General features: G+C 41.8%; 26 protein-coding genes. 23 read left to right on the top strand and 3 right to left on the bottom strand.

Going from position 1 to position 22,099, the window contains the following annotated elements; genetic code table 11:
- The first annotated feature begins 12 nt into the window (after positions 1-12).
- Positions 13-978 carry a YpdA family putative bacillithiol disulfide reductase gene (locus tag CD004_RS14580; RefSeq protein ID WP_102263430.1) on the top strand — a complete coding sequence of 322 codons (966 nt, stop codon included), beginning with the start codon at positions 13-15 and terminating at the stop codon, positions 976-978.
- Positions 979-1,186: 208 nt separating this feature from the next.
- On the opposite strand, the gene CD004_RS24230 is transcribed toward CD004_RS14580, so the two are convergent.
- Complete coding sequence (locus CD004_RS24230) at positions 1,187-1,291, bottom strand: cell wall-active antibiotics response protein (RefSeq protein WP_218973326.1); 105 nt, start codon at positions 1,289-1,291, stop codon at positions 1,187-1,189.
- Positions 1,292-1,475: 184 nt separating this feature from the next.
- On the bottom strand, positions 1,476-2,447 hold the full coding sequence (locus CD004_RS14575; protein WP_102263429.1) for an asparaginase: 972 nt from the start codon (positions 2,445-2,447) through the stop codon (positions 1,476-1,478).
- Positions 2,448-2,549: 102 nt separating this feature from the next.
- Between CD004_RS14575 and prsW the strand changes: the two genes are divergently transcribed.
- The 9 genes from prsW (at position 2,550) to fni (ending at position 10,420) form a co-directional block, all read left to right on the top strand.
- Complete coding sequence (gene prsW / locus CD004_RS14570) at positions 2,550-3,221, top strand: glutamic-type intramembrane protease PrsW (RefSeq protein ID WP_102263428.1); 672 nt, start codon at positions 2,550-2,552, stop codon at positions 3,219-3,221.
- 114 nt (positions 3,222-3,335) lie between these two features.
- Positions 3,336-4,112, top strand: coding sequence for a spore cortex-lytic enzyme (gene sleB, locus CD004_RS14565; protein ID WP_102263427.1), 777 nt, complete (start codon positions 3,336-3,338; stop codon positions 4,110-4,112).
- A 12-nt stretch (positions 4,113-4,124) separates the two neighbouring features.
- On the top strand, positions 4,125-5,474 hold the full coding sequence (ypeB, locus tag CD004_RS14560) for a germination protein YpeB (RefSeq protein ID WP_102263426.1): 1,350 nt from the start codon (positions 4,125-4,127) through the stop codon (positions 5,472-5,474).
- A 207-nt stretch (positions 5,475-5,681) separates the two neighbouring features.
- Entirely contained in the window at positions 5,682-6,341 is a 660-nt protein-coding gene (locus CD004_RS14555; RefSeq protein WP_102263425.1) for a flagellar brake protein, read from the top strand.
- 58 nt (positions 6,342-6,399) lie between these two features.
- On the top strand, positions 6,400-6,585 hold the full coding sequence (locus tag CD004_RS14550; protein ID WP_324781961.1) for a YpfB family protein: 186 nt from the start codon (positions 6,400-6,402) through the stop codon (positions 6,583-6,585).
- Between the two features lie 214 nt (positions 6,586-6,799).
- Positions 6,800-7,474 (top strand): (d)CMP kinase, encoded by a 675-nt coding sequence (gene cmk, locus CD004_RS14545; RefSeq protein WP_102263423.1) that lies wholly within the window; start codon positions 6,800-6,802, stop codon positions 7,472-7,474.
- 2 nt (positions 7,475-7,476) lie between these two features.
- Positions 7,477-8,058: a lysophospholipid acyltransferase family protein gene (locus tag CD004_RS14540; RefSeq protein ID WP_102263422.1), complete on the top strand. Its 582-nt coding sequence runs from the start codon at positions 7,477-7,479 to the stop codon at positions 8,056-8,058.
- 154 nt (positions 8,059-8,212) lie between these two features.
- On the top strand, positions 8,213-9,352 hold the full coding sequence (rpsA, locus tag CD004_RS14535) for a 30S ribosomal protein S1 (RefSeq protein ID WP_102263421.1): 1,140 nt from the start codon (positions 8,213-8,215) through the stop codon (positions 9,350-9,352).
- 12 nt (positions 9,353-9,364) lie between these two features.
- Entirely contained in the window at positions 9,365-10,420 is a 1,056-nt protein-coding gene (fni, locus tag CD004_RS14530) for a type 2 isopentenyl-diphosphate Delta-isomerase (protein ID WP_102263420.1), read from the top strand.
- A gap of 109 nt (positions 10,421-10,529) precedes the next feature.
- On the opposite strand, the gene CD004_RS14525 is transcribed toward fni, so the two are convergent.
- Positions 10,530-10,673: a YpzI family protein gene (locus CD004_RS14525; protein WP_102263419.1), complete on the bottom strand. Its 144-nt coding sequence runs from the start codon at positions 10,671-10,673 to the stop codon at positions 10,530-10,532.
- A 212-nt stretch (positions 10,674-10,885) separates the two neighbouring features.
- Between CD004_RS14525 and CD004_RS14520 the strand changes: the two genes are divergently transcribed.
- The 13 genes from CD004_RS14520 to CD004_RS14460 all read left to right on the top strand — a co-directional run bounded on the left by CD004_RS14520 (position 10,886) and on the right by CD004_RS14460 (position 21,930).
- Entirely contained in the window at positions 10,886-11,497 is a 612-nt protein-coding gene (locus tag CD004_RS14520) for a YphA family membrane protein (protein ID WP_102263418.1), read from the top strand.
- Entirely contained in the window at positions 11,494-12,387 is an 894-nt protein-coding gene (locus tag CD004_RS14515) for a YIEGIA family protein (RefSeq protein WP_102263417.1), read from the top strand. The genes CD004_RS14520 and CD004_RS14515 overlap by 4 nt, the downstream gene beginning before the upstream one ends.
- Complete coding sequence (locus CD004_RS14510) at positions 12,384-12,569, top strand: capping complex subunit for YIEGIA (protein WP_102263416.1); 186 nt, start codon at positions 12,384-12,386, stop codon at positions 12,567-12,569. Before CD004_RS14515 ends, CD004_RS14510 begins: the two co-directional genes overlap by 4 nt.
- Positions 12,570-12,769: 200 nt before the next feature.
- Complete coding sequence (der, locus tag CD004_RS14505) at positions 12,770-14,080, top strand: ribosome biogenesis GTPase Der (RefSeq protein WP_102263415.1); 1,311 nt, start codon at positions 12,770-12,772, stop codon at positions 14,078-14,080.
- 19 nt (positions 14,081-14,099) lie between these two features.
- On the top strand, positions 14,100-15,146 hold the full coding sequence (locus CD004_RS14500) for an NAD(P)H-dependent glycerol-3-phosphate dehydrogenase (protein WP_102263414.1): 1,047 nt from the start codon (positions 14,100-14,102) through the stop codon (positions 15,144-15,146).
- Between the two features lie 252 nt (positions 15,147-15,398).
- Positions 15,399-15,599, top strand: a complete 201-nt coding sequence (locus CD004_RS14495; RefSeq protein ID WP_023627530.1) for a DUF2768 domain-containing protein — start codon at positions 15,399-15,401, stop codon at positions 15,597-15,599.
- Positions 15,600-15,627: 28 nt separating this feature from the next.
- Positions 15,628-16,341 carry a hypothetical protein gene (locus CD004_RS14490; protein WP_102263413.1) on the top strand — a complete coding sequence of 238 codons (714 nt, stop codon included), beginning with the start codon at positions 15,628-15,630 and terminating at the stop codon, positions 16,339-16,341.
- Positions 16,342-16,647: 306 nt separating this feature from the next.
- A complete protein-coding gene (spoIVA, locus tag CD004_RS14485; RefSeq protein WP_102263412.1) occupies positions 16,648-18,126 on the top strand; it encodes a stage IV sporulation protein A in 1,479 nt (492 codons plus the stop codon).
- 516 nt (positions 18,127-18,642) lie between these two features.
- Positions 18,643-18,915, top strand: a complete 273-nt coding sequence (locus CD004_RS14480) for an HU family DNA-binding protein (RefSeq protein WP_023627533.1) — start codon at positions 18,643-18,645, stop codon at positions 18,913-18,915.
- A gap of 191 nt (positions 18,916-19,106) precedes the next feature.
- Positions 19,107-19,673 carry a GTP cyclohydrolase I FolE gene (folE, locus tag CD004_RS14475; protein ID WP_041965672.1) on the top strand — a complete coding sequence of 189 codons (567 nt, stop codon included), beginning with the start codon at positions 19,107-19,109 and terminating at the stop codon, positions 19,671-19,673.
- 222 nt (positions 19,674-19,895) lie between these two features.
- Positions 19,896-20,129: a trp RNA-binding attenuation protein MtrB gene (mtrB, locus tag CD004_RS14470; protein ID WP_023627535.1), complete on the top strand. Its 234-nt coding sequence runs from the start codon at positions 19,896-19,898 to the stop codon at positions 20,127-20,129.
- Between the two features lie 258 nt (positions 20,130-20,387).
- Positions 20,388-21,224 carry a heptaprenyl diphosphate synthase component 1 gene (locus tag CD004_RS14465; RefSeq protein WP_226677008.1) on the top strand — a complete coding sequence of 279 codons (837 nt, stop codon included), beginning with the start codon at positions 20,388-20,390 and terminating at the stop codon, positions 21,222-21,224.
- A 4-nt stretch (positions 21,225-21,228) separates the two neighbouring features.
- A complete protein-coding gene (locus tag CD004_RS14460) occupies positions 21,229-21,930 on the top strand; it encodes a demethylmenaquinone methyltransferase (protein ID WP_102263410.1) in 702 nt (233 codons plus the stop codon).
- Positions 21,931-22,099: the final 169 nt, after the last annotated feature.

The raw sequence follows: 22,099 nt of genomic DNA, 5'->3' as shown, positions 1-22,099 counted from the left end.
GTGATTTTCTACATGAATAAGGAAGATGTCATCATTGTCGGGGGTGGCCCATGTGGTCTTGCTGCCGCTATTGCACTGAAGAAAAAGGGATTGAATCCGCTTATCATCGAAAAAGGAAATATCGTGAATGCGATTTATAATTATCCAACCCACCAGACATTTTTTAGCAGCAGTGAAAAGCTTGCCATTGGCGATGTCCCCTTCATAACCGAGAACCTTAAACCAAAGCGTAATCAAGCGCTCGTTTATTACCGGGAAGTCGTCAAGCGGGAAAAGCTCAGAATCAATAAATATGAGAGGGTCACAGAAATAGTAAAAAGACAAGAATCTGTCTTTGAGGTGACAACAGATAAACAGAAATACACCTCGGAAAATATCGTCATCGCCACCGGTTATTATGATAATCCTAATTTCATGGGTATCCCGGGCGAACAGCTGGAAAAGGTCTCACACTACTTCAAGGAGGCACATCCTTTCTTTGACATGGATGTTGCAGTCATTGGCGGAAAAAACTCAAGCGTGGATGCTGCGATAGAGTTAGAGAAGGCGGGGGCGAGAGTAACAGTCCTATACCGAGGAGCAGAATATTCGCCAAGCATCAAACCGTGGGTGCTGCCAGAATTCGAAGCACTAGTTAGATCTGGCGTTGTTGATATGGTATTTAGTGCAGATGTCAAAGAAATCACTGAAGACTCCATTGTTTATGATCAGGAAGGCCAGACGGTAAAATTGAAAAATGACCATGTATTTGCGATGACTGGTTACCGGCCGGACCACGCCTTTCTTGAGAAAATGGGCGTGAAAATTGAGGCAGATACAGGCCGGCCATATTTTAACCCTGAGACAATGGAAACGAATGTACCAGGAATATTTATTGCCGGAGTAATTGCTGCAGGGAATAATGCAAACGAAATATTCATCGAAAATGGACGCTTCCATGGCGGACAGATTGCGGATGCAATATCGAATAGAAAATAGGTATGTAAATAGGTGGGAGAATCCCGCCTATTTTTATAGGAGGAGTTAAACCCGGCTAGTATACTACGGAACGAAAAGGTGGAAGCCATCAGCTTTATTGGTGCCTATTTTTCCGAAAACAGGATTTTTAGGTCACCAATCAGCTTCATTGGAGCCCTGTTTTACCGGCACCAGGATTTTTAGGTCACCAACCAGCTTCATTGGTGTCCTATTTTTCTGGCACCAGGATTTTTAGGTCACCAATCGTCTTCATTGGAGCCTGTTTTTCTGGCAACAGGATTTTTAGGTCACCAATCGTCTTCATTTGAGCCATGTTTTACCGGCAACAGGATTCTTAGGGCACCAATCAGCATCATTGGCAGTTTGTTTTTACAAAAAAACTGGAATTATGGATCGCCAATCATTAAAAGGATCGTAACCGATAGAAATCCAGCAAAAAAAATGAAAAAGCGGTGTCTGATTAAATTCAGGACGCCGCTTTTTCATATTATTCCCTTCTAAAACATGAACATCTCAGTAATTTCATCCATGTTATCCGTTTTAGCAAGAGCAACTAGCAGTTTGATCCTTGCTTTCTGTCCATTCAGGCCGTTTGAGAAGATGACGCCTAATTCCTTCAGGTGCTTGCCTCCGCCTTCATAGCCATAAACATCCTGGACAATGCCGGCAAAGCTCCTGGAAACAATGACGACAGGGATATTGTTTTTAATAAAGTCTTTTACCCCCTCTAGCGCTGCGGGTGGGAGATTGCCTTGTCCAAGAGCTTCGATCACCACTCCATCAACTTTCAATTCGAGTAACGCTTTGAGTAGGGATGAGTCCATTCCCGCGTGGGCTTTAATCAGTGACACGTTCTTTTTGATGTCCTTAACAGGATAGTTTTCATGTTTAGTAGGAGTGTGGTGGAAAAGAACTCCCCTTTTTGTGACTATTCCAATCGGGCCGTATTGCGGGCTTTGAAAGGTTGAGATATTGCTAGTATGCGTTTTGGTGACGTTCACTGCCGTGTGGATCTCATCATTAAGGACAACAAGGACTCCCTTACCCTTTGCATCTGGGCTGGAAGCAACACTTATGGACGAAATTAAATTATATAGTCCATCTGAACCGATTTCATTGCTTGACCGCATGGCGCCAGTAACGACGACCGGGAAGCTGGCCTGGCAGGTGAGATCCAGGAAATATGCTGTCTCTTCAAGTGTATCTGTTCCATGAGTGATTACGGCTCCGTCGATATTGCCCTTTTTATCATAATCCTCGAGGATGTATTTTAACTCCATCATCTCTTTTGGTGTAATATGTGGAGAGGGCAAATTGAACGGCTCTTCAACAACAAGGTCAGCCAAACCGGATAAAAGGTCAGTTCCCTCTGTCAACGGGTTATTCGTCCCTGGTTTAACTGCTCCGCTTGTATCCTCGCTCATGGAAATGGTACCGCCAGTATGAATCAATAAAATATTCTTCTTCAAAACTATTACCTCCGAAAGACCAGTGAGAAAGAATAATAATCCATTTTCTTTCTTCTAATTACATGATACGATTAAAAAAACAAATTGAAAAGAGGACAGCATATGCTGGGAATAGTTACTGCCGGGGTAGCTCCGGGTCTGGCGCTGTTAAGTTATTTTTATTTAAGGGACCAATATGGGTCAGAGCCGCTATCACTGGTTTTTAAAATGTTTATATTCGGTGCATTGCTTGTATTTCCGCTTATGTTCATTCAATATGTACTCTCTGCTGAGGGATTGTTCCAGGATGACTTCATTAAAGCATTCGGGACGGTTGGCCTTTTAGAAGAATTCTTTAAATGGTTTATCCTTTATTACACGATTTTCCAGCATATTTCCTTCGATGAACCTTATGATGGAGTCATCTACAGTGTGGCTGTATCCCTTGGGTTCGCATCGGCTGAAAATATTTTTTACCTGCTTGCCAATGGTCTTCAGGACGCACTTGGCAGGGCGCTGTTGCCTGTTTCGAGCCATGCGCTCTTTGGGGTCATCATGGGTTACTATATAGGTAAGGCAAAGTTTTCACCAGTGGTTCAAAAGAAGTGGATCATGCTTTCGTTAACAGTGCCTGTCCTTCTGCACGGGATGTATGATTTTATCCTGATGACCAGGGAAGACTGGCTCGTGTTGATGGTTCCATTCATGATATTCCTATGGTGGCTTGGTCTGAGAAAAGTAAAAAAGGCGAGAACATTGACTCTGCAGCATATTGAGAAGCAATATCCAATCTGAGAAACTCTTCATTCTTAAAAAATGGAGGGTTTTTTTGTTTTGTGGAATAAAAGTCAACTCTTAACAAAAAATAAGATTAATCTTTTAAGTTCACATCTTTGGGGGTTGCATTCAATGAAGAATTATCGGTCTATCTTGAAGGTGATGGCCGCATTGGCTTTGATCATGTCTTTTGTACAATTTAGCGAAGTGGATCAAAGGGCTGAGGCCTTTACGAGTCAGGTGCTGCAGCAGGGTTCGACAGGAGAGGATGTAATAGAACTCCAATCACGTCTCAAGCATATTGGTTTTTATAATGGCAAGATTGACGGGGTATTTGGATGGGGTACCTACTGGGCTCTAAGGAATTTCCAATACGAATTCGGTCTGAAAATCGATGGGATTGCAGGCTGGCAAACAAAACTCAAGCTTGCGAAGGCGACGCCAAATGCAAAAATTGCCTGGGGCGGCGAAGCACAAGGTGGTGGCTCAGCTGGCGGAGGCGGTCAAACCCAGCCAGCACCTAAACCCGCTGCAACAAATACACCAAATGGTTTTTCACAAAATGATATCCAGCTTATGGCTAATGCGGTGTATGGCGAAGCCAGGGGTGAACCATATACTGGGCAGGTAGCGGTCGCTGCGGTAATTTTGAACCGCTTGGACAGTGCCACATTTCCGAATACAGTATCCGGGGTTATTTTCGAACCGAGAGCATTCACAGCTGTGGCTGATGGCCAAATCTGGCTGACGCCAAATGAAACTGCAAAAAAAGCTGTCCTTGATGCCATCAATGGCTGGGACCCTACTGGCAATGCTATGTACTATTTTAATCCTGATACAGCAACCAGCGCATGGATTTGGTCCCGACCGCAAATCAAGAAGATTGGAAAACATATTTTTTGTAAATAGGGGTGAGTTGAATTGCTAAGAGGAATAGCCATAGCAGTCCTGGTTGTAGGAATTGCCGGAACGGCCTTCTGGGGTTATCAGGAGCACAGGGAGAAAACAGCAGTACTTATCAATGCGGAAAACAATTATCAAAGGGCTTTTCATGACTTGACATATCAAATTGATTTACTGAACGATAAAATTGGTACAACCCTTGCGATGAACTCAAGAAGTTCATTATCGCCCCAACTGGCGGAAGTATGGAAGATTACTTCACAGGCCCATAATGATGTCGGTCAGCTTCCGTTGACACTTTTGCCTTTCAATAAAACTGAAGAGTTCTTAGCGAATATAGGGAATTTCAGTTATAAAGCAGCGATTCGTGATCTGGATAAAGAACCATTAACTGAAAAAGAATATTCGACGTTAAAGACCTTGTATGAGCAATCAGGTGAAATTCAGCAGGATTTAAGGCAAGTCCAGCATATGGTACTGGAAAATAATCTTCGCTGGATGGATGTAGAGCTAGCCCTTGCGACTGAAAAGGGACAAACTGACAATACCATCATTGATGGATTCAAGACAGTTGAAAAAACAGTAGAAAGCTATACGGAAACAGATTTCGGGCCAGCACAAATAAATCTTCAGAAGAAGGACGAAAATTTTAAAAAACTGTCTGGCGAAAAGATATCAAAAGAAAAAGCGGTCCAGATTACCAAACAATATACCCCGGTCAAAAACGGCGGTAAAGTAAAAGTAACCGAAAACGGCAAAGGATCGGATTATGGTTTTTTCAGTGTATCGATCCAAAATCCAGAAACAAAGCTGGAAGCGAGTATGGATATAACCAAAAAGGGTGGCTATCCAATCTGGTTCCTGCTTGATCGGGATGTGAAGAATCAAAAGCTTAGTCTCAATGATGCTTCTAATAAGGCGATTGCCTTTTTAAAGGATCACAATTTTGAAAACCTTGATCTCTTCGAAAGCGCTCAATATGATAACATTGGAGTTTTTACATTCGTAGGTACTCAGGACGGCGTAAGGGTTTATCCAGATGCAATCAATATGAAGGTCGCATTGGATAACGGCGATGTGATCGGCTTTTCAGCAGAGGACTATTTGAAATCCCATAAAGCAAGGGAAATTCCACAAGCCGGAATTGAAATAGAAGAAGCAAAAAAGAAAGTCAATCCAAATCTCAAAGTGATGGACGAGAAGAAAGCGATAATCTTGAACGACCTGAATGAAGAGGTGTTATGCTATGAATTCACAGGAGTTCTCGGAAATGATACCTTCAGGATTTATATTAATGCAGAAGACGGTACAGAAGAAAAAGTAGAAAAACTCCATAATGCTGAACCAGTATATGAAGATGTCGTTTAGGGAAAGCCTAGTGCTTTCCCTGTTTTTTTATATTAAGGCACATGCACATTTGTTAATATAGTTTTTGTAAAAATAATCCATTAAAGGACTATTGCACCAGCTTAGCCCGACGTGTAATAATAAATATGAAATTATATACAGAGAAAAGTTTACTGATCAAACAAAAATTATAAACAGCATAGACAGAAGTGGGGAAGTGGATTAGCTATGATAAAAATCGGTGATAACATAATCCTTGAACATAAGTATTCCGACAGTTTTGAACAATATAAGTGTAAGCTGGTTGAGTGTAAAGGAAACGATCTGTATATTGATTATCCTGTAAATTTGGCTACTAACAGAACAGTGTTCTTGCTTGAGGGTACACCTTTGAAGGCTAATTTTGTAACCGAATCAGGTTCTCATTATTATTTTGACACGGAGGTTAAAGGGAGAATCAAGCTTAACATACCAATGGTGATTCTTTCATATCCGGGCAAGGAGCGCCTTATCAAGGTCCAGAGAAGACAATTCGTCAGGGTGGAAACCTCAGTGGATGTTGCTGTATACTCTGGCAAAGGAGAATTTGCTCCATTTACAACAGTCACCGATGATATCAGTGCAGGAGGAGCTGCATTGCTGATAGATAAAAACAGCAGTGTAAAACAGGATATGGAGGTTGAATGCTGGTTTGCCCTTCCTATGCAAAATGGAGAATTTGAATACAGGAAGTTCCGTGGCAAGGTTGTCAGGATCATCGATGGTCAAGGACCTATGAACAAAGCTTCTGTTCAATTTTATGACTCATCGGGAACCGACAGGCAATTGCTTCTAAGGTTCTGCTTCGAAAGACAACTTGAAATGAAGAAGAAAGGTCTTCCTGTCTAAAGGAATAAATACCTGGAAATGCTCCAATACTAGAATAAAAGTTTTTACAGGAGCATTTATGATGAAAACAATTGAGAGAATCCTAATCAAGATCGCTATCATTCAATTTATTTTCTTGGTTATTGCCCAAGTATTTTTCCATGAATTCAATGCTTTCCCAGAACTTAAACAAATTACTCAATACGAGGGTGTTACGGACAATAATCATTCAGAAGTCCTGAATTCATTCAGGAGCAAAGAGTAAGCAGGTGCTGAGCCTGCTTACTTTTTATGTTGAGCCTTTTATTAAGAAGAGGTTTTAAATATCTAATACCTGGAATTTTCGTTTAATGGCACGGGTGCAGGACAAGTTTTGAAAAGTGCCTTAAAAAAAGTGTTGAATGACGAGGATTAAAAGATTTTTGTGTTAAAATATAAGAGTATATCTAGGAACAACAAGGAGTGTACCAGGAGGAAATATGAATAGACGAATTTCAATTGCCATAGACGGTCCTGCAGCTGCAGGAAAAAGTACGGTTGCCAAAATTGTAGCCGAAAAACTCACATATATTTACATCGATACAGGTGCGATGTACAGAGCGCTTACATACAAGGCTTTGAAAAAAGGAGCCAGCCTGGATAATGAAGCAGAATTGATTGGGATTTTAAACGATACGTCGATCGAGCTTATGCCTGGCGAAACAGGCCAAAAAGTTTTGCTTGATGGTAACGAGGTCACCAATGAGATAAGAAGTTCAGATGTTACAAACCAAGTATCATATGTAGCGGTGCATGAACTCGTCAGGAAAGAGATGGTCAAGCGCCAGCAGCAGTTTGCAGTTGATGGCGGTGTAGTGATGGATGGAAGGGATATCGGCACTCATGTATTGCCGAATGCCGAGGTGAAGGTCTTTTTGCTTGCAAGTGTTGAGGAGAGGGCGCAGCGCCGACATGCAGAGAATACCCAGAAAGGCTTCCCATCAGATCTGGAAAAGCTGAAAGCTGAGATTGCAGCACGTGACAAGATTGATTCAGAGCGTGAAGTGGCTCCTTTGAAAAAAGCAGATGATGCAATCGAAATTGATACAACATCATTGTCGATCACAGATGTGGTAGGAAAAATCATGGATTTGGCGCTTGAAAGGATCGGGTGAAAGTGACGTTTTATTCGTTTGCAAGGTCATTAGTAAATTCAGTATTAAAACCAATTTATCGTATTGAGGTGATTGGCAGAGAAAATATGCCTTCTGATGGCGGTGTGCTATTATGTGCCAATCATATAGATAATCTGGATCCCCCGGTTGTCGGGATCACCGCACCCCGTCCTGTCCATTTCATGGCGAAGGAGGAGCTTTTCTCAGTACCTTTACTTGGGAAAATTGTTCCTCACCTAAATGCTTTCCCTGTCAAAAGAGGTATGAGCGACAGGGAAGCTTTAAGAAAAGGCCTCGGAATTTTAAAGGATGGAAAGGTTTTAGGATTGTTTCCAGAGGGAACAAGAAGCAAGACAGGTGAAATGGGTAAGGGACTTGCAGGAGCAGGCTTCTTTGCGCTCCGTTCTGATGCTCACGTCGTTCCATGCGCGATCATCGGTCCATACAAAGCATTCAAGAAATTGAAGGTGGTATATGGAAAGCCTATCGATATGGTGTCAATCAAGGAAAATAAGTTAAATGCCGAACAGACAACTGACTTGATCATGAGTGAAATCCAAGAACTTATTAACAAATATAAGTGATGTTTCTTGCTTGACAAAAATGTCTGTTTGTAAGAAGTTATTAAGAAGAGATATTTTTAGAATTTTCACTTAGTGGCTAATTAATGTGTTTTTTATGTGGCTTTTCGCCACAAAGCATATATTTGCAGCAGTCATGGATTAAGGAGGAGTACATATGTCAGAAGATATGAATCAAATCGAGGTAAAAAACTTTGAGGCTGGTGACCGTGTCAAAGGTCAGGTAACCAAAGTTGAAGAAAAGCAAGTTTTAGTAGATATCGAGGGAAGCAAGCTCGATGGCATCATTCCGATTAGTGAACTATCAAGCCTTCATGTTGAAAAAGCAGAAGATGCAGTATCAGTCGGTGATGAGCTGGAGCTCGAAGTTCAAAAGGTTGAGGAAGAAGCTTTAATTCTCTCAAAGAGAAAAGTAGATGCTGTAAAAGCCTGGGAAGAACTAAAAGGCAAGTTTGAAAGTGGAGAAGTCTTCGATGCAGAAGTAAAAGATGTCGTTAAGGGCGGTCTGGTAGTTGACCTTGGCGTTCGCGGCTTTGTTCCGGCATCTCTAGTAGAATCCCACTTTGTGGAAGATTTCTCTGATTACAAAGGGAAAACTCTCAGCTTCAAAATCGTAGAGCTTGAACAGGAGAAGAACCGCCTGATCCTTTCACACCGCGCCGTTGTGGAAGAAGAGCAAGGAAAGAAGAAACAAGACTTGCTTGCAGCTATCCAAACTGGCCAGGTTATTGAAGGTACAGTCCAAAGAATCACAGACTTTGGTGCGTTCGTGGATATCGGTGGAGTTGATGGCCTTGTCCATATTTCACAGCTTTCCCATGAGCATGTTGAAAAGCCATCTGATGTTGTTCAGGAAGGCCAGCAGGTTCAAGTTAAAGTATTGAGCGTTGATCGTGATAATGAGCGCATCTCACTTTCAATCAAAGAAACACTGCCTGGACCATGGGCAGACATTGATGAGAAAGCTCCTAAGGGCAGCACTCTGGAAGGCACCGTGAAACGTTTAGTTTCTTACGGCGCGTTTGTCGAAGTATTCCCTGGCGTTGAAGGCCTTGTCCATATTTCGCAAATTTCTCATAAGCATATCGGTACACCGCATGAAGTCCTTCAAGAAGGGCAGACTGTTAAAGTAAAGGTACTTGATGTAAACAAGCAAGATCAAAGACTTTCACTTAGCATGAAGGAGTTCGAGGAAAGAGAAAGCAATGAAGCTTTTGACTATGAACTTCCTGAAGAAACGAAAGGTTTCAGTTTAGGTGATATGATCGGAGACAAGCTAAAGAATCTTAAACAGTAATGGTGATAAATAGTGTCAAGATCAAAACGTAAATGGGACCATATACAATATGCCCTCGAAACAGGCCAGAAGCGGCTAACCGGTTTTGACGATATTAAGTTTGTAAACCAAAGCTTGCCTGGATCAAATCTTGAGTCAGTAAAATTGCAAACTAAAATTGGCGAACTTTCTTTAAGTTCGCCAATTTTTATAAATGCAATGACAGGCGGCGGCGGGGAGAGAACTTACCGTATCAACCGTGAATTGGCTGTAGCGGCAAGAGAGACAGGATCCGCGATTGCTGTTGGATCGCAAATGGCAGCACTGAAGGATCCGGATGAACGAAGAAGTTATGAAGTGGTCAGGGAAATGCATCCTGATGGTATTATTCTTGCGAATCTGGGAAGTGAAGCAACGGTTGGGCAGGCAAAAGCTGCAACCGATATGCTTCGGGCAGATGCACTGCAAATTCATTTGAATGTAGTACAGGAATTGACCATGCCTGAGGGAGACAGAAACTTTGACGGTGCGTTAACGAGGATCATTGAAATCCAACAAAGTGTTGGAATTCCAGTAATCGTTAAAGAAGTTGGTTTTGGCATTAGTGCCGAGACAGCAGCTGGCCTATTTTCCTCAGGAATACGCTATGTTGATGTTGGCGGATTTGGAGGTACCAACTTTGCGGAAATAGAAAATAAGCGGCGAAGCCGTTTGTTGACTTTTTTCGAGGATTGGGGAATTCCGACTGCGGCCTCCATAATCGAAACAAAATCTACATCTCCGGAACTTTCCGTTATAGCTTCAGGAGGAATACAGACTAGCCTTGATATTGTTAAAGCACTTGCATTAGGTGCCGATGGTGCTGCAATGGCTGGTTACTTGTTGAAGACCTTGATGGAAAATGGAACCGAAGAACTAATCAAGGAAATCGATCTGTTAAAAGATGAAATTACTGTCATTATGACAGCACTAGGTGTACATAGTATTGAGGAGCTCAAAAACGTACCTATGATCATATCAGGAGATACCCATCATTGGCTCGAACAAAGAGGTATTGATGCAAAGTCTTTTGCTAGAAGGAAAAAATAGAAACAGAAGAAGGGCCCCTGCTTTTTGCAGGGGCCCTTCTTCTGTTTGTTGATTGATTAGAACACAACATATTGGTGGAGCAAGTCATAAGCTGTTCATTGTTCTAATTTTAGCTATACTTGCCGTCATTCATGGAACGAGCTTCTTCAGGGCTTTGCATTTTAGTTGCTCCTGGGTAGTGCAGTGCCTGGTCACGGTCAGACTCGACTCGTCCGCTCTTTTTTAGTTTCTTTTCCTGTCTATCTTTGCCCATATCATTACCTCCTGGTCATTAAAATAAAAGCCTTACAGAGAATTGTCCTGTATATACAGACTTATTCCTGTTATTTGTCCAATAATACAGAACAGTTTTCCAGCTGTGATAAAGGTACTGCTTTTCTTAACATGGAACAGGTAAAAAACTTTATGCAAAAAAGATTAAATTACATAAGTCATTACCATAATGGAAATGATAGGAGGGGTTGAATGGAAGGGTTGTACTTTTATTGGCTGGCATGGATAGGTTGGGTTTGGACTACTTTCTTCATGAATAAAGATAATCCGCTTCGGTTGAAATGGACTGTTATGTTGCTTGCCGTCATTTTTGCAGCGCCATTTACAGTTGATGTTCTTATTTTTGAGCTCCACCTATCTGCTTTTGTGATTGCCTTTTTTATTTTTTTGGAAACAAGGCGAAAAAAGACAGGTTCATTTTTATATCTATTTTTATCTTCATTTATTATCATGCTTGCCTACACAAGTTTTTTAATGTTCGAATTATTCGACCCGGTATGGGTGTTATTCGATCGGCAAATTATGCTTGGAGCAGCAGGTTTTTATCTGGCAGTCCTGTTACATAAAGATAGACATAATCGTATAGTGGCTTTGATTTCAGGCTTTTTGCAGGGTGATATATTATTTTCTGCAATTCTGTGGAAATTTAATTTTCCATATGCTGCTGCATCCATGGTTTTTATGGACATATTGTTCCTATCTATAGGACTGCTTCTTGCCTGGTCAGCTATTGAATCGATAATTGCGGTTATGTCGGGAAGTACAATAAACCAAGTTGAAGGGGAGGAACAAAAGACTTCATGAATGAATACACGTTACCAATCGTATTCGGAATTGCAATAGGGACGTTATCGAGACTTTTTATGCTAAGGACCGATTATCGTCAGTATCCAACGTATTTGCATGGGAAAATCATTCATGTAGCTCTCGGGTTCATTGCAGCCGGACTTGGCACGGTTGCAGGCCCAGCGATCATGGAGGAGGAATTCACGGCGATTACCTTCTTGACCCTTGCTGCGTCACAGTTCCGGGAAGTCAGGAATATGGAGCGAAATACGCTTACCGAACTCGATAGCTATGAACTCGTTTCCCGGGGAAAGACCTATATTGAGGGAATTGCGATAGCTTTTGAGAGCCGCAATTACCTGGTGATTTTCACGTCGCTTGTCAGCACGCTCGCATATTTGATTTTTAACATCTGGGCTGGAATTATTGCTGCGATCATCGCGGTGCTCATTTCCCATAAGCTGATGTCAGGCGGAAAGCTGAAGGACATTGTTGAAATCGAATACATGGAACCGCGATTTGATGGTGCAGGGTTATATGTGGATAACATTTATATCATGAACATTGGTCTTCCTGAAAGGCAGAAAGAGGTACTTCGTTATGGGATGGGATTTATTTTAAAGCCGAAAAACATGAATGCCCGTTCCACAATTGCTAACTTGGGACAAAGGCAGGCAGTGCTGCATGATTTGTCAACCGCGCTTGGAGTTTACCGTGATTCAGGAACTCCTGCACTAGTTCCGCTGGCAAAAAGGGATCTGGACGATGGCAGAGTAGGAGTGTTCGTGCTGCCCCAGGAACGGGATATTGAGCGTGCAATTACGGTTATTGGTGATGTCCCAACATTGGAGAATGCCATCAGGATGCCTTCTGAAAAAAAGAGCAATGAAGGGAGTGGGGCTCAATGATGCTGGAAAAATTCATCCTTGCGGCCATCACTACGAACCCTAAAAAAGTGCCAGCTGGAACAGCCGTTTTTCATTGCGATTCAAAGGAAGAAATGGAGAAGGTGGCTGCCAACCTGGAAGCCATCCTGGATGGAATCGCCCATGCGTTGACAGAGGAGCTCTATATTATTGTAAAACACTGACAAGAAATGTTTTCATTGCCTGTTTAAGGCATCTTTTGATAAACTGATTAAGCCAGACCCTTCTGTATATCAAGAAGGGTTTATTTTATAAGTGTCTTCAAGGCATTAAATTAATAATGAGAACTATAGAATTTTGAGTTTGAAATTGTTATGGCTCAGGTTAATGACCTGCACAATAGAATTTTGAAAGGGTGATGTTCATGACGAAACCAGTGGTAGCTATCGTTGGGCGTCCGAATGTCGGCAAGTCTACGATTTTTAACCGAATCGTTGGTGAACGTATTTCGATCGTTGAAGATATTCCTGGAGTAACGAGGGATCGTATATACAGTTCAGCTGAATGGCTGACACATGATTTTAATATTATTGATACTGGCGGGATAGATTTAGGGGACGAGCCGTTTTTGGATCAAATCCGCCAGCAGGCTGAAATTGCCATTGATGAGGCAGATGTTATCATTTTTCTTGTAAACGGCAGAGAGGGAGTAACATCAGCTGATGAGGAAGTAGCAAAAATTCTTTATCGCTCCAACAAACCAGTAGTCCTCGCAGTCAATAAAATTGACAATCCAGAAATGAGAGACATGATCTACGACTTTTATGCTCTGGGATTTGGAGAACCCTTCCCAATTTCTGGCTCCCATGGGCTGGGTTTGGGTGATTTGCTGGATGAAGCGGCAAAGCATTTTCCGAAGGACAAAGAAGACGAGTATGATAAAGATGCAATCAAATTTTCACTGATCGGCCGGCCTAACGTCGGGAAGTCTTCTTTGGTCAATGCGATTCTGGGAGAAGACCGTGTAATTGTTAGTGATATCGCGGGTACAACTAGAGACGCGATTGATTCGCAAGTAACCTACGATGGGCAAAAGTATGTCATTATTGATACCGCGGGTATGCGCAAAAAAGGAAAAGTGTATGAAACGACTGAAAAATACAGTGTTTTACGAGCATTAAGGGCTATCGAGCGCTCAGATGTTGTCCTTGTTGTGATCAATGCCGAAGAAGGTATCATCGAACAGGATAAGCACATCGCAGGCTATGCGGAAGAAGCAGGCCGCGCAGTTATCATTGTTGTTAACAAATGGGATGCAATTGAAAAAGACGAAAAGACAATGAAGGAGTATGAGGAAAAAATCCGTGCTCACTTCCAATTCTTGAGCTATGCACCAATTGTTTTCTTATCGGCAAAAACAAAGAAACGGATTCACACATTGATGCCGATGATCGATATGGCAAGTGAAAACCATGCACTGAGGGTCCAGACCAATATCCTGAATGAAGTCATCATGGACGCTGTAGCAATGAATCCGACACCAACAGACAAAGGGAAGAGGCTGAAAATTTATTACGCTACACAGGTATCGGTAAAGCCGCCTACTTTTGTTGTCTTTGTCAACGAACCTGAATTAATGCATTTTTCTTATGAGCGATTCCTTGAAAACAGGATCAGGGATGCCTTTGATTTCACAGGCACTCCTATCAAGATTTTTGCAAGACAAAGAAAATAATATAAAGGTTGTGGTTTAAATGGAAAGGAAGAGTGAGAAAATAGCAGTTCTTGGAGCTGGAAGCTGGGGAACAGCTTTAGCTATGGTCCTCGCCGACAATGGTCATGAGGTTCGTCTTTGGGGGCACAATCCAGTGCAAATTGATGAAATCAATCATCACCATACCAACAAGAAATATCTTCCTGAAATTACTCTGCCTGCAACCATCATTGGGTATTCATCACTTCAGGAGGCACTGGCAGGGATCAAAACAGTGATTATGGCTGTCCCTACTAAAGCAATCCGTGAAGTAATCCGAAAGATGACTGAGGTTACTTCTGAACCCATGGTAATTGTCCACGTCAGCAAGGGGATCGAACCGGACTCCTTGCTTCGTATTTCTGAAATGATTGAAGAAGAAATGCCTGAGAGCTTATTAGAAACCGTTATAGTCCTATCCGGTCCAAGCCATGCTGAAGAGGTGAGCCTGCGTCATCCGACGACGGTTACTGTATCCTCGAAAAATATGGGAGCGGCAGAAAAAATTCAGGATTTGTTTATCAATAATAACTTTAGAGTATACACGAATCCTGATTTAATCGGTGTGGAAATTGGCGGGGCACTTAAGAATATTATTGCTCTTGCTGCCGGAATTTCAGATGGATTAGGTTACGGAGATAATGCCAAGGCTGCTTTGATTACCAGGGGGCTTGCTGAAATAGCCCGGCTTGGTGTCAAAATGGGCGCCAGCCCGTTGACTTTTTCAGGATTGACAGGGATAGGGGATTTGATTGTCACTTGTACGAGCGTCCATTCCAGGAACTGGCGGGCTGGCAACCTGCTTGGCAAGGGCCAGAACCTTGAGGAGGTTCTTGAGAACATGGGGATGGTCGTAGAAGGTGTAAGGACGACAAAGGCGGCATATCAGCTTGCTGAAAAATATGGAGTCAATATGCCGATAACAAATGCGTTATATAATATCCTTTTCAATGGCGTAAATCCGAAGGACGCTGTTGATGGGTTGATGTCTCGAGAGAAAACCCACGAGATGGAAGACCTGGCTGACGTCCTCGGGGGTAAAATCTGAGTTAGAAAAATTTTTAATGAATAATATTGCCAATATAGGCATTCGAGGATGCGATTTCTTCTTTGCTTGCATAAGATGCAACGAAGCAAACTGGTGGTTTGAACTGGGTGTTAGGGTATTTAGTCATGTAGGCTGAGGTAAAGTTGTCCGCCCCTTCTTTACTTCAGCTTTTTTTGCTTTACTAAGGAATTTTTTTTCTTACATAATTGCTCCATATGATATAATACTTCTCGGAAAAGGGAGGGGTTTATTTTGTCACCCGCATTATTGAAAATGTACATATCTTTTGTTGGCATGGGAAGTATGATTCTGTCTTTGTTTGCCATCTATTTAAGCCGTTATAAGTTAAAAGGTTTCTTCAAAATTGCAACGGCGATCATAGCTTATGTGCTGATGATCTTAGCTGGGCTGATAATCTTTTTTGTTGTTTTCAGCGGTCCGACGAGCGAATAAAATACATAGGATTAAAGGGTTGGGATCAATGAACAAAATCCGTATTTTTATGCCAGTCATCCTGGTATTAATCACATTGACTGGTTGTATGTATCCGGAAGAAAAACTTGTGCAGAATCAGGTTCCTTATAAGGACCAGCTGGACAGTGTCCAGTCTGCAGTCGATCAGTACAAGGAAGCAAATGGCGGCTTGCTGCCCATCAAGACAAAGGATGCTGAGACACCGATTTATCAAAAGTATCCAATAGATTTTAAGAAAATCGTTCCAAGATTTATCGCTGAGGCACCAGGCAATGCATATGAAAATGGAGGCCTGTTTCAATATGTCCTTATAGATGCTGAAACAGATCCAACAGTGAAGCTTCTGGATTTGAGAATGGCAGAGACGATTCGTGAAATAAAAATGAGGATTAATGCATCTGGTTATCCACCTTTTAAGGAACGGGTCGCAGAAAATGTATATACACTTGATTTTAAAAAGATTGGCTATAAAGAGGAACCTGTCGTTGTAAGTCCGTTCACAAACCAGAACCTGCATTTTATCATTTCAACTGATGGCGAGATTTATGTGGATTACCGGAGTGACCTCTACCAGGCTATTAAATCGTCAAAGAAAGAGTTTGCAGAGGGTGAGGATATCCGATACATTCTCGTAGATAATTCCATGTTCGTACCAGCCTATTCATTGCCATATACCATCGATAAGGAGACCAATGAACCAGTCTTTTTAGTAAAGGAATAAAATAGGAAGTATACGAGTTCGACGCTTGTATGTGTGAACAACGGCTTGCGCATATCTAATAAATTTGTCATAACCCTGTTTCTGCAAAATATATTGTAGAAGTAGGGTTTTTTTGTCTTTAAAAAGATATCGATTGTTCTCATAAATGGGAATTGAAGAAGTCTTTTTTATGAAATTAAAATTAAGGGGGTAAAAAAATAAAAAATTGTCATATTGATATAGGACAACATCATAAATATATACTGTCCCAGATTACTAATTTGGATGAATTTATTCCCACTAACTCTATGATCGGGAGGGGATCACTTGGAAAAGGTAGATATTTTTAAGGATATTGCCGAGAGGACTGGCGGCGATATTTACCTGGGGGTTGTAGGTGCGGTCCGCACTGGAAAATCCACTTTTATCAAAAAATTCATGGAACTGGTGGTTTTACCTAATATCAATAACGAGGCTGAAAGGGCCAGAGCGCTTGATGAGCTGCCGCAGAGCGCAGCAGGTAAAACAATCATGACCACTGAACCGAAATTCGTGCCTAACCAGGCAGCATCCGTGCACGTTGATGATGGTCTGGATGTGAATATCAGGCTCGTAGATTGCGTAGGGTATACAGTTCCAGGAGCAAAGGGTTATGAGGATGAGAATGGGCCAAGGATGATCAATACGCCTTGGTATGAAGAACCAATCCCTTTCCATGAAGCAGCAGAAATTGGAACAAGGAAGGTTATTCAGGAACACTCAACACTCGGTGTCGTCATTACGACAGATGGGACAATTGGGGAAATCCCAAGACAAGATTATATTGAGGCAGAGGAAAGAGTAATTGAGGAACTGAAGGAAGTCGGCAAGCCATTCATTATGGTGATCAACAGCGCCCAGCCGTATCACCCAAATACAGAAACACTGCGTGCCCAATTGGCTGATAAATACGATATTCCTGTGCTTGCAATGAGTGTTGAAAGCATGCGGGAATCAGATGTTCTAAGTGTGATGAGGGAAGCACTGTACGAATTCCCTGTCCTGGAAGTGAACGTCAATCTTCCAAGCTGGGTAATGGTGCTCCGCGAAAACCACTGGTTGCGTGAGAGCTATCAGGAAGCTGTCAAGGAGACTGTGAAGGACATTAAGAGGCTGCGTGATGTAGACAGGGTCGTACATCAATTCAGCGATTTTGAGTACATCGACAGGGCTGGACTGGCGGGTATCGAAATGGGCCAGGGTATAGCAGAAATCGACCTGTTTGCTCCGGATGACCTATATGACGAGATTTTAAAAGAAATCGTAGGCGTAGAGATCCGCGGCAAGGATCATTTGCTTGAGCTGATGCAGGAGTTTGCTTATGCAAAAACAGAGTTTGACCAGATTTCTGATGCGCTTAAAATGGTTAAGCAGACAGGGTATGGCATCGCTTCACCTTCCCTGACGGACATGAGCCTGGAAGAGCCAGAAATCATCCGCCAGGGGGCGCGTTTCGGGGTTCGCTTAAGAGCAGTAGCTCCTTCAATCCATATGATCAAAGTGGATGTAGAATCCGAATTCTCGCCAATTATTGGTACTGAGAAACAAAGTGAAGAGCTCGTTCGCTACTTGATGCAGGATTTTGAAGATGATCCGCTGTCAATCTGGAATTCTGATATCTTTGGAAGAAGCTTAAGCTCAATCGTCAGAGAAGGAATTTCGGCAAAATTGAGCCTGATGCCAGAAAATGCACGTTATAAATTAAAAGAGACGCTGGAAAGAATCATCAACGAAGGTTCCGGTGGATTAATAGCAATCATATTATAATTTGGACTCCTTTTGGGAGTCTTTTTGTTTTGTCTGCAAGAGACATTGATTTTTACTCTATTTAGTTCTTTTACAAGTAACTTTTGACCCGAATTAATCTTCTAATATAACTTGCGTTCAGTAAATTATGAGTAAAGACCTTGTTGACTGCTTGCGTAATCAGGAGAAAAGGCATAAAATTCATTATTGTATGTTTGATACTCCTTGTTACGGGTAATAAATTAGGGTCAACATATTACAATTATGTTTCAAAGAAGAAAAGATTCCCATTATTTCTTGAAATTATCTTGATAAGAGTAAAACATTATGATAATCTTTTAACAGAATTAGCGTTGTAGCTTACAAACCCTTATATAACAGGGTTTTAAGCAATTTAAGGTTTCTCTATCATAGTTTTTTAAAAACTATGATAATAAAATCTTCCAGCAACGTATAGAATTCATATGTTTTGTTTAGAAATGTAGTAAGATGTTTAATTTCTGAGCAATGGGATCTCTTTGGGAGGAGGTGAATGGCATGAACAAAACAGAACTTATCAATGCAGTTGCAGAAGCTAGTGAGCTTTCTAAGAAAGATGCAACAAAAGCAGTTGACGCTGTTTTTGATTCAATCTTAAATGCATTAAAAGATGGGGACAAAGTACAATTAATCGGTTTTGGTAACTTCGAAGTTCGTGAGCGCGCTGCCCGTAAAGGACGCAACCCACAAACTGGTGATGAAATCGAAATCTCTGCAAGCAAGGTGCCTGCTTTCAAACCTGGCAAAGCGCTTAAGGATGCAGTGAAATAATTACATACGACGCACTGAGCGTATGCTAAACCCTAAAGGCCGCGACCCGTTCGCGGCCTTTTTCTATGGAGTTGAATATTAAGTTTTGCCTGCTGAGAATTGGTTATGCTAAGATGAAAATATTATAATCAATTAGCTGTTTAACTATGCAAGGTTATAATGAGATTGTCGGATCATAGGAGGATACGCAGATGTCAAACGTCAATCGTGCCCAAATCGAAGAAGCGGTGCGTTTAATATTAGAGGCTGTCGGTGAAGACCCTAACAGGGAAGGTTTGCTGGATACTCCCAAGCGGGTCGCGAAGATGTATGAGGAAGTTTTCTCGGGGTTGAACCAGGATCCTAAAGAATATTTTGAAACGATATTTGGTGAGGATCATGAGGAACTCGTCCTGGTCAAGGATATCCCATTCTATTCAATGTGTGAACATCACTTGGTTCCTTTCTTTGGCAAGGCACATGTCGCCTACATCCCCCGTGGAGGCAAGGTTACAGGACTCAGCAAGCTTGCAAGAGCTGTGGAAGCAGTAGCGAAAAGACCTCAGTTACAAGAAAGGATCACTTCTACTATTGCTAATTCCATAATGGAAAAGCTGGACCCCCATGGTGTAATGGTAGTGGTAGAAGCGGAACATATGTGCATGACAATGAGAGGAGTCAAGAAACCTGGCTCAAAAACAGTTACATCTGCTGTAAGAGGAACTCTAGCAGAGGATGTAAACGCAAGAGCTGAAATTCTTTCATTGATAAAAGGTTAAAGAACTTTGGCAATAAACTCTTTCGTATAGTAACATTCAAGTTTTCGAAGGCTGAAAGTAATTCTTTTAGCCTTTTGCTATACATAAGAAATCCGCGAGCGCCTTGGTCAGCCTGACAAGCGCAGGAGCTGGACAATTTTCCTATCACATTAATAAACATAACTGCGACTCAACGGGTACGTCCCGGAATCAACATATTCTTTCCGAATAAGGGGGATAATAATGGATAAGAAACAAGGTGTTAATACGGACTATGTTGTCATCAAGGCTATTGAAGATGGTGTGAATGTGATTGGTCTTACTAGAGGAACAGACACTCGTTTCCATCACTCAGAGAAGCTTGATCAGGGAGAAGTTATGATTGCCCAGTTCACAGAACATACATCAGCCATTAAAATCAGGGGACATGCAAAAATTGTCACACCATTTGGTGAAATAGTGAGTGAGAAAAAGTAATAAATTGAAAAACCAACTATTTTGTTACAAAATCAAGCTCAATTCATCGCAAATAGTGTTTAATTTATAATATCTCGTTCATGTTTTCACTATTTGTGATATAATTGTCACTGCCTTGGAATGTTCGGTACAACTGCAAACTAGATATTTAGGCGCTTTTTTTATGTCTGTTTTAGAGACGACCAGCTATCTGTATAATGCTGGCTTTCCTGATTGAACAATGTCGCCGGCAATCCAACATAAATAAGGGGAACAAGGGTGATTTATTTGCTAGATTTACAAAACAAATTAGACGGCACCAGAGAGCTTCTTCTCGAAAAACTTTCACATCCTTATTTGCGGGAGCATGTAGAATCTCCTTTTATAGATGATGACCGGCTCTTGTTACTTACTTACTTGCTGGAACAGCAGGAGGTAGATCAGGATAGAGCAAAGAATTACACTGTGACCGCAATGCTCCTGCAAATCGCCCTTGATACCCATGAGCATGTCCACAATTCACAACCAGGTGAAGAGGATGAAACCCATAAGCGCCGCCAGTTGACAGTTCTGGCTGGAATTTATTTCAGCGGACTATATTACAAGCTGCTGGCTGATATGGATGATATAGAAATGATCAAGCGATTGGCTTCAGGTGTAAAAGAAGTCAATGAGCACAAAATTTCGCTCTATCAAAAAGAAACTGAAGCGATTGATAAACTAATGGAAAGTGTAAAATTAATCGAATCGTCTCTTTTAGGCAAGGTCGCTGATCATTTTGATGCGGCTGAATGGTTTGAATTCGCTTCTAATTGGCTTTTTGTCAAGAGGATGCTAGCTGAAGAAACAAAGTTCATTAAAAACGGTAGTTCGCTGGTTTTCAATGCGCTGAAAAAAGTTGCTTTACCAAAAATAGACCAGAGCACAACTGAAATTTCTTCTGAACAGCAAAAATACCTTTTAACAATTTGCACACGATATATTGAATTTTCAATGACGAAGATTAATGCGGCGTTAAAGAAGCTGCCAGGGATGAACAGCTTGCTGATAGAACGGTTAGACCTTATCTCCGGGCAGCACCAGACCATGTCTAAAAATTTCGCGGAAGAAGGGTAATGCAATGCAGCAATCGAAAGAACAACGTGTTCATGGAGTCTTTGAAAAAATCTATGAAAATTATGACCAGATGAATTCTGTCATCAGTTTTCAGCAGCATATTAAATGGCGCAATGACACAATGAAAAAGATGAATGTCCCAAAAGGAGCCAAAGCACTTGATGTGTGTTGTGGCACCGCTGATTGGACAATTGCGCTTGCAGAAGCAGCAGGAAAAGATGGCGAAGTGGTGGGACTTGATTTCAGCAAAAATATGCTGAAGATTGGCGAAGAGAAATTGCAGGCCCGCAATTTGGACCAGGCAGCACTAATCCATGGTAACGCAATGGAGCTCCCATTTGAGGATAATAGCTTTGACTATGTCACAATTGGTTTTGGTTTGAGGAATGTCCCTGATTACAATCAGGTGCTTCGTGAAATGTACAGAGTCCTAAAGCCTGGAGGTATGGCAGTATGCCTGGAAACTTCCCAGCCTACAATGCCTGGTTTTAAGCAGGCTTACCGATTGTACTTCAGGTTTATCATGCCGATGTTCGGCAAACTGTTCGCGAAGAGCTATGATGAGTATTCCTGGCTCCAGGAATCCGCAAAGGATTTCCCAGGCATGAAAGAACTAGCGAAAATGTTCTCTGAGGCAGGGTTCGTGAACGTTGAATATAAACCGTATAGCGGTGGAGTTGCAGCCGTACATATCGGCCGCAAATAAGAAAAGTGCCAGCGTACTGGTAAACTTGGATTGGCTTCTCTCGATAATCGAAGCCGTTTCAAGGTTGAAGGCTGGCAATGCTGAAACTGGACCATTCTTTCAGGTGAATGTACATTCCGATACTATATTCAATAGAAGATGGCTGCCCTTTTCTTTTTCGCTCGGCAAG

It is taken from the genome of Mesobacillus jeotgali (assembly GCF_002874535.1).
Classification (GTDB): domain Bacteria; phylum Bacillota; class Bacilli; order Bacillales; family Cytobacillaceae; genus Mesobacillus; species Mesobacillus jeotgali.
This window is presented reverse-complemented; position numbering and strand designations above follow the sequence as displayed.

Coding starts and splice junctions, on each gene's coding strand:
- CD004_RS14580 (WP_102263430.1), top strand. CDS start 13: ATGAATAAGGAAGATGTCATCATTGTCGGGGGTGGCCCATGTGGTCTT.
- CD004_RS24230 (WP_218973326.1), bottom strand. CDS start 1,291: ATGGCTCAAATGAAGACGATTGGTGACCTAAAAATCCTGTTGCCAGAA.
- prsW (WP_102263428.1), top strand. CDS start 2,550: ATGCTGGGAATAGTTACTGCCGGGGTAGCTCCGGGTCTGGCGCTGTTA.
- sleB (WP_102263427.1), top strand. CDS start 3,336: ATGAAGAATTATCGGTCTATCTTGAAGGTGATGGCCGCATTGGCTTTG.
- CD004_RS14555 (WP_102263425.1), top strand. CDS start 5,682: ATGATAAAAATCGGTGATAACATAATCCTTGAACATAAGTATTCCGAC.
- CD004_RS14550 (WP_324781961.1), top strand. CDS start 6,400: ATGATGAAAACAATTGAGAGAATCCTAATCAAGATCGCTATCATTCAA.
- cmk (WP_102263423.1), top strand. CDS start 6,800: ATGAATAGACGAATTTCAATTGCCATAGACGGTCCTGCAGCTGCAGGA.
- rpsA (WP_102263421.1), top strand. CDS start 8,213: ATGTCAGAAGATATGAATCAAATCGAGGTAAAAAACTTTGAGGCTGGT.
- CD004_RS14525 (WP_102263419.1), bottom strand. CDS start 10,673: ATGGGCAAAGATAGACAGGAAAAGAAACTAAAAAAGAGCGGACGAGTC.
- CD004_RS14520 (WP_102263418.1), top strand. CDS start 10,886: ATGGAAGGGTTGTACTTTTATTGGCTGGCATGGATAGGTTGGGTTTGG.
- CD004_RS14515 (WP_102263417.1), top strand. CDS start 11,494: ATGAATGAATACACGTTACCAATCGTATTCGGAATTGCAATAGGGACG.
- CD004_RS14510 (WP_102263416.1), top strand. CDS start 12,384: ATGATGCTGGAAAAATTCATCCTTGCGGCCATCACTACGAACCCTAAA.
- der (WP_102263415.1), top strand. CDS start 12,770: ATGACGAAACCAGTGGTAGCTATCGTTGGGCGTCCGAATGTCGGCAAG.
- CD004_RS14500 (WP_102263414.1), top strand. CDS start 14,100: ATGGAAAGGAAGAGTGAGAAAATAGCAGTTCTTGGAGCTGGAAGCTGG.
- CD004_RS14490 (WP_102263413.1), top strand. CDS start 15,628: ATGAACAAAATCCGTATTTTTATGCCAGTCATCCTGGTATTAATCACA.
- CD004_RS14480 (WP_023627533.1), top strand. CDS start 18,643: ATGAACAAAACAGAACTTATCAATGCAGTTGCAGAAGCTAGTGAGCTT.
- folE (WP_041965672.1), top strand. CDS start 19,107: ATGTCAAACGTCAATCGTGCCCAAATCGAAGAAGCGGTGCGTTTAATA.
- mtrB (WP_023627535.1), top strand. CDS start 19,896: ATGGATAAGAAACAAGGTGTTAATACGGACTATGTTGTCATCAAGGCT.
- CD004_RS14460 (WP_102263410.1), top strand. CDS start 21,229: ATGCAGCAATCGAAAGAACAACGTGTTCATGGAGTCTTTGAAAAAATC.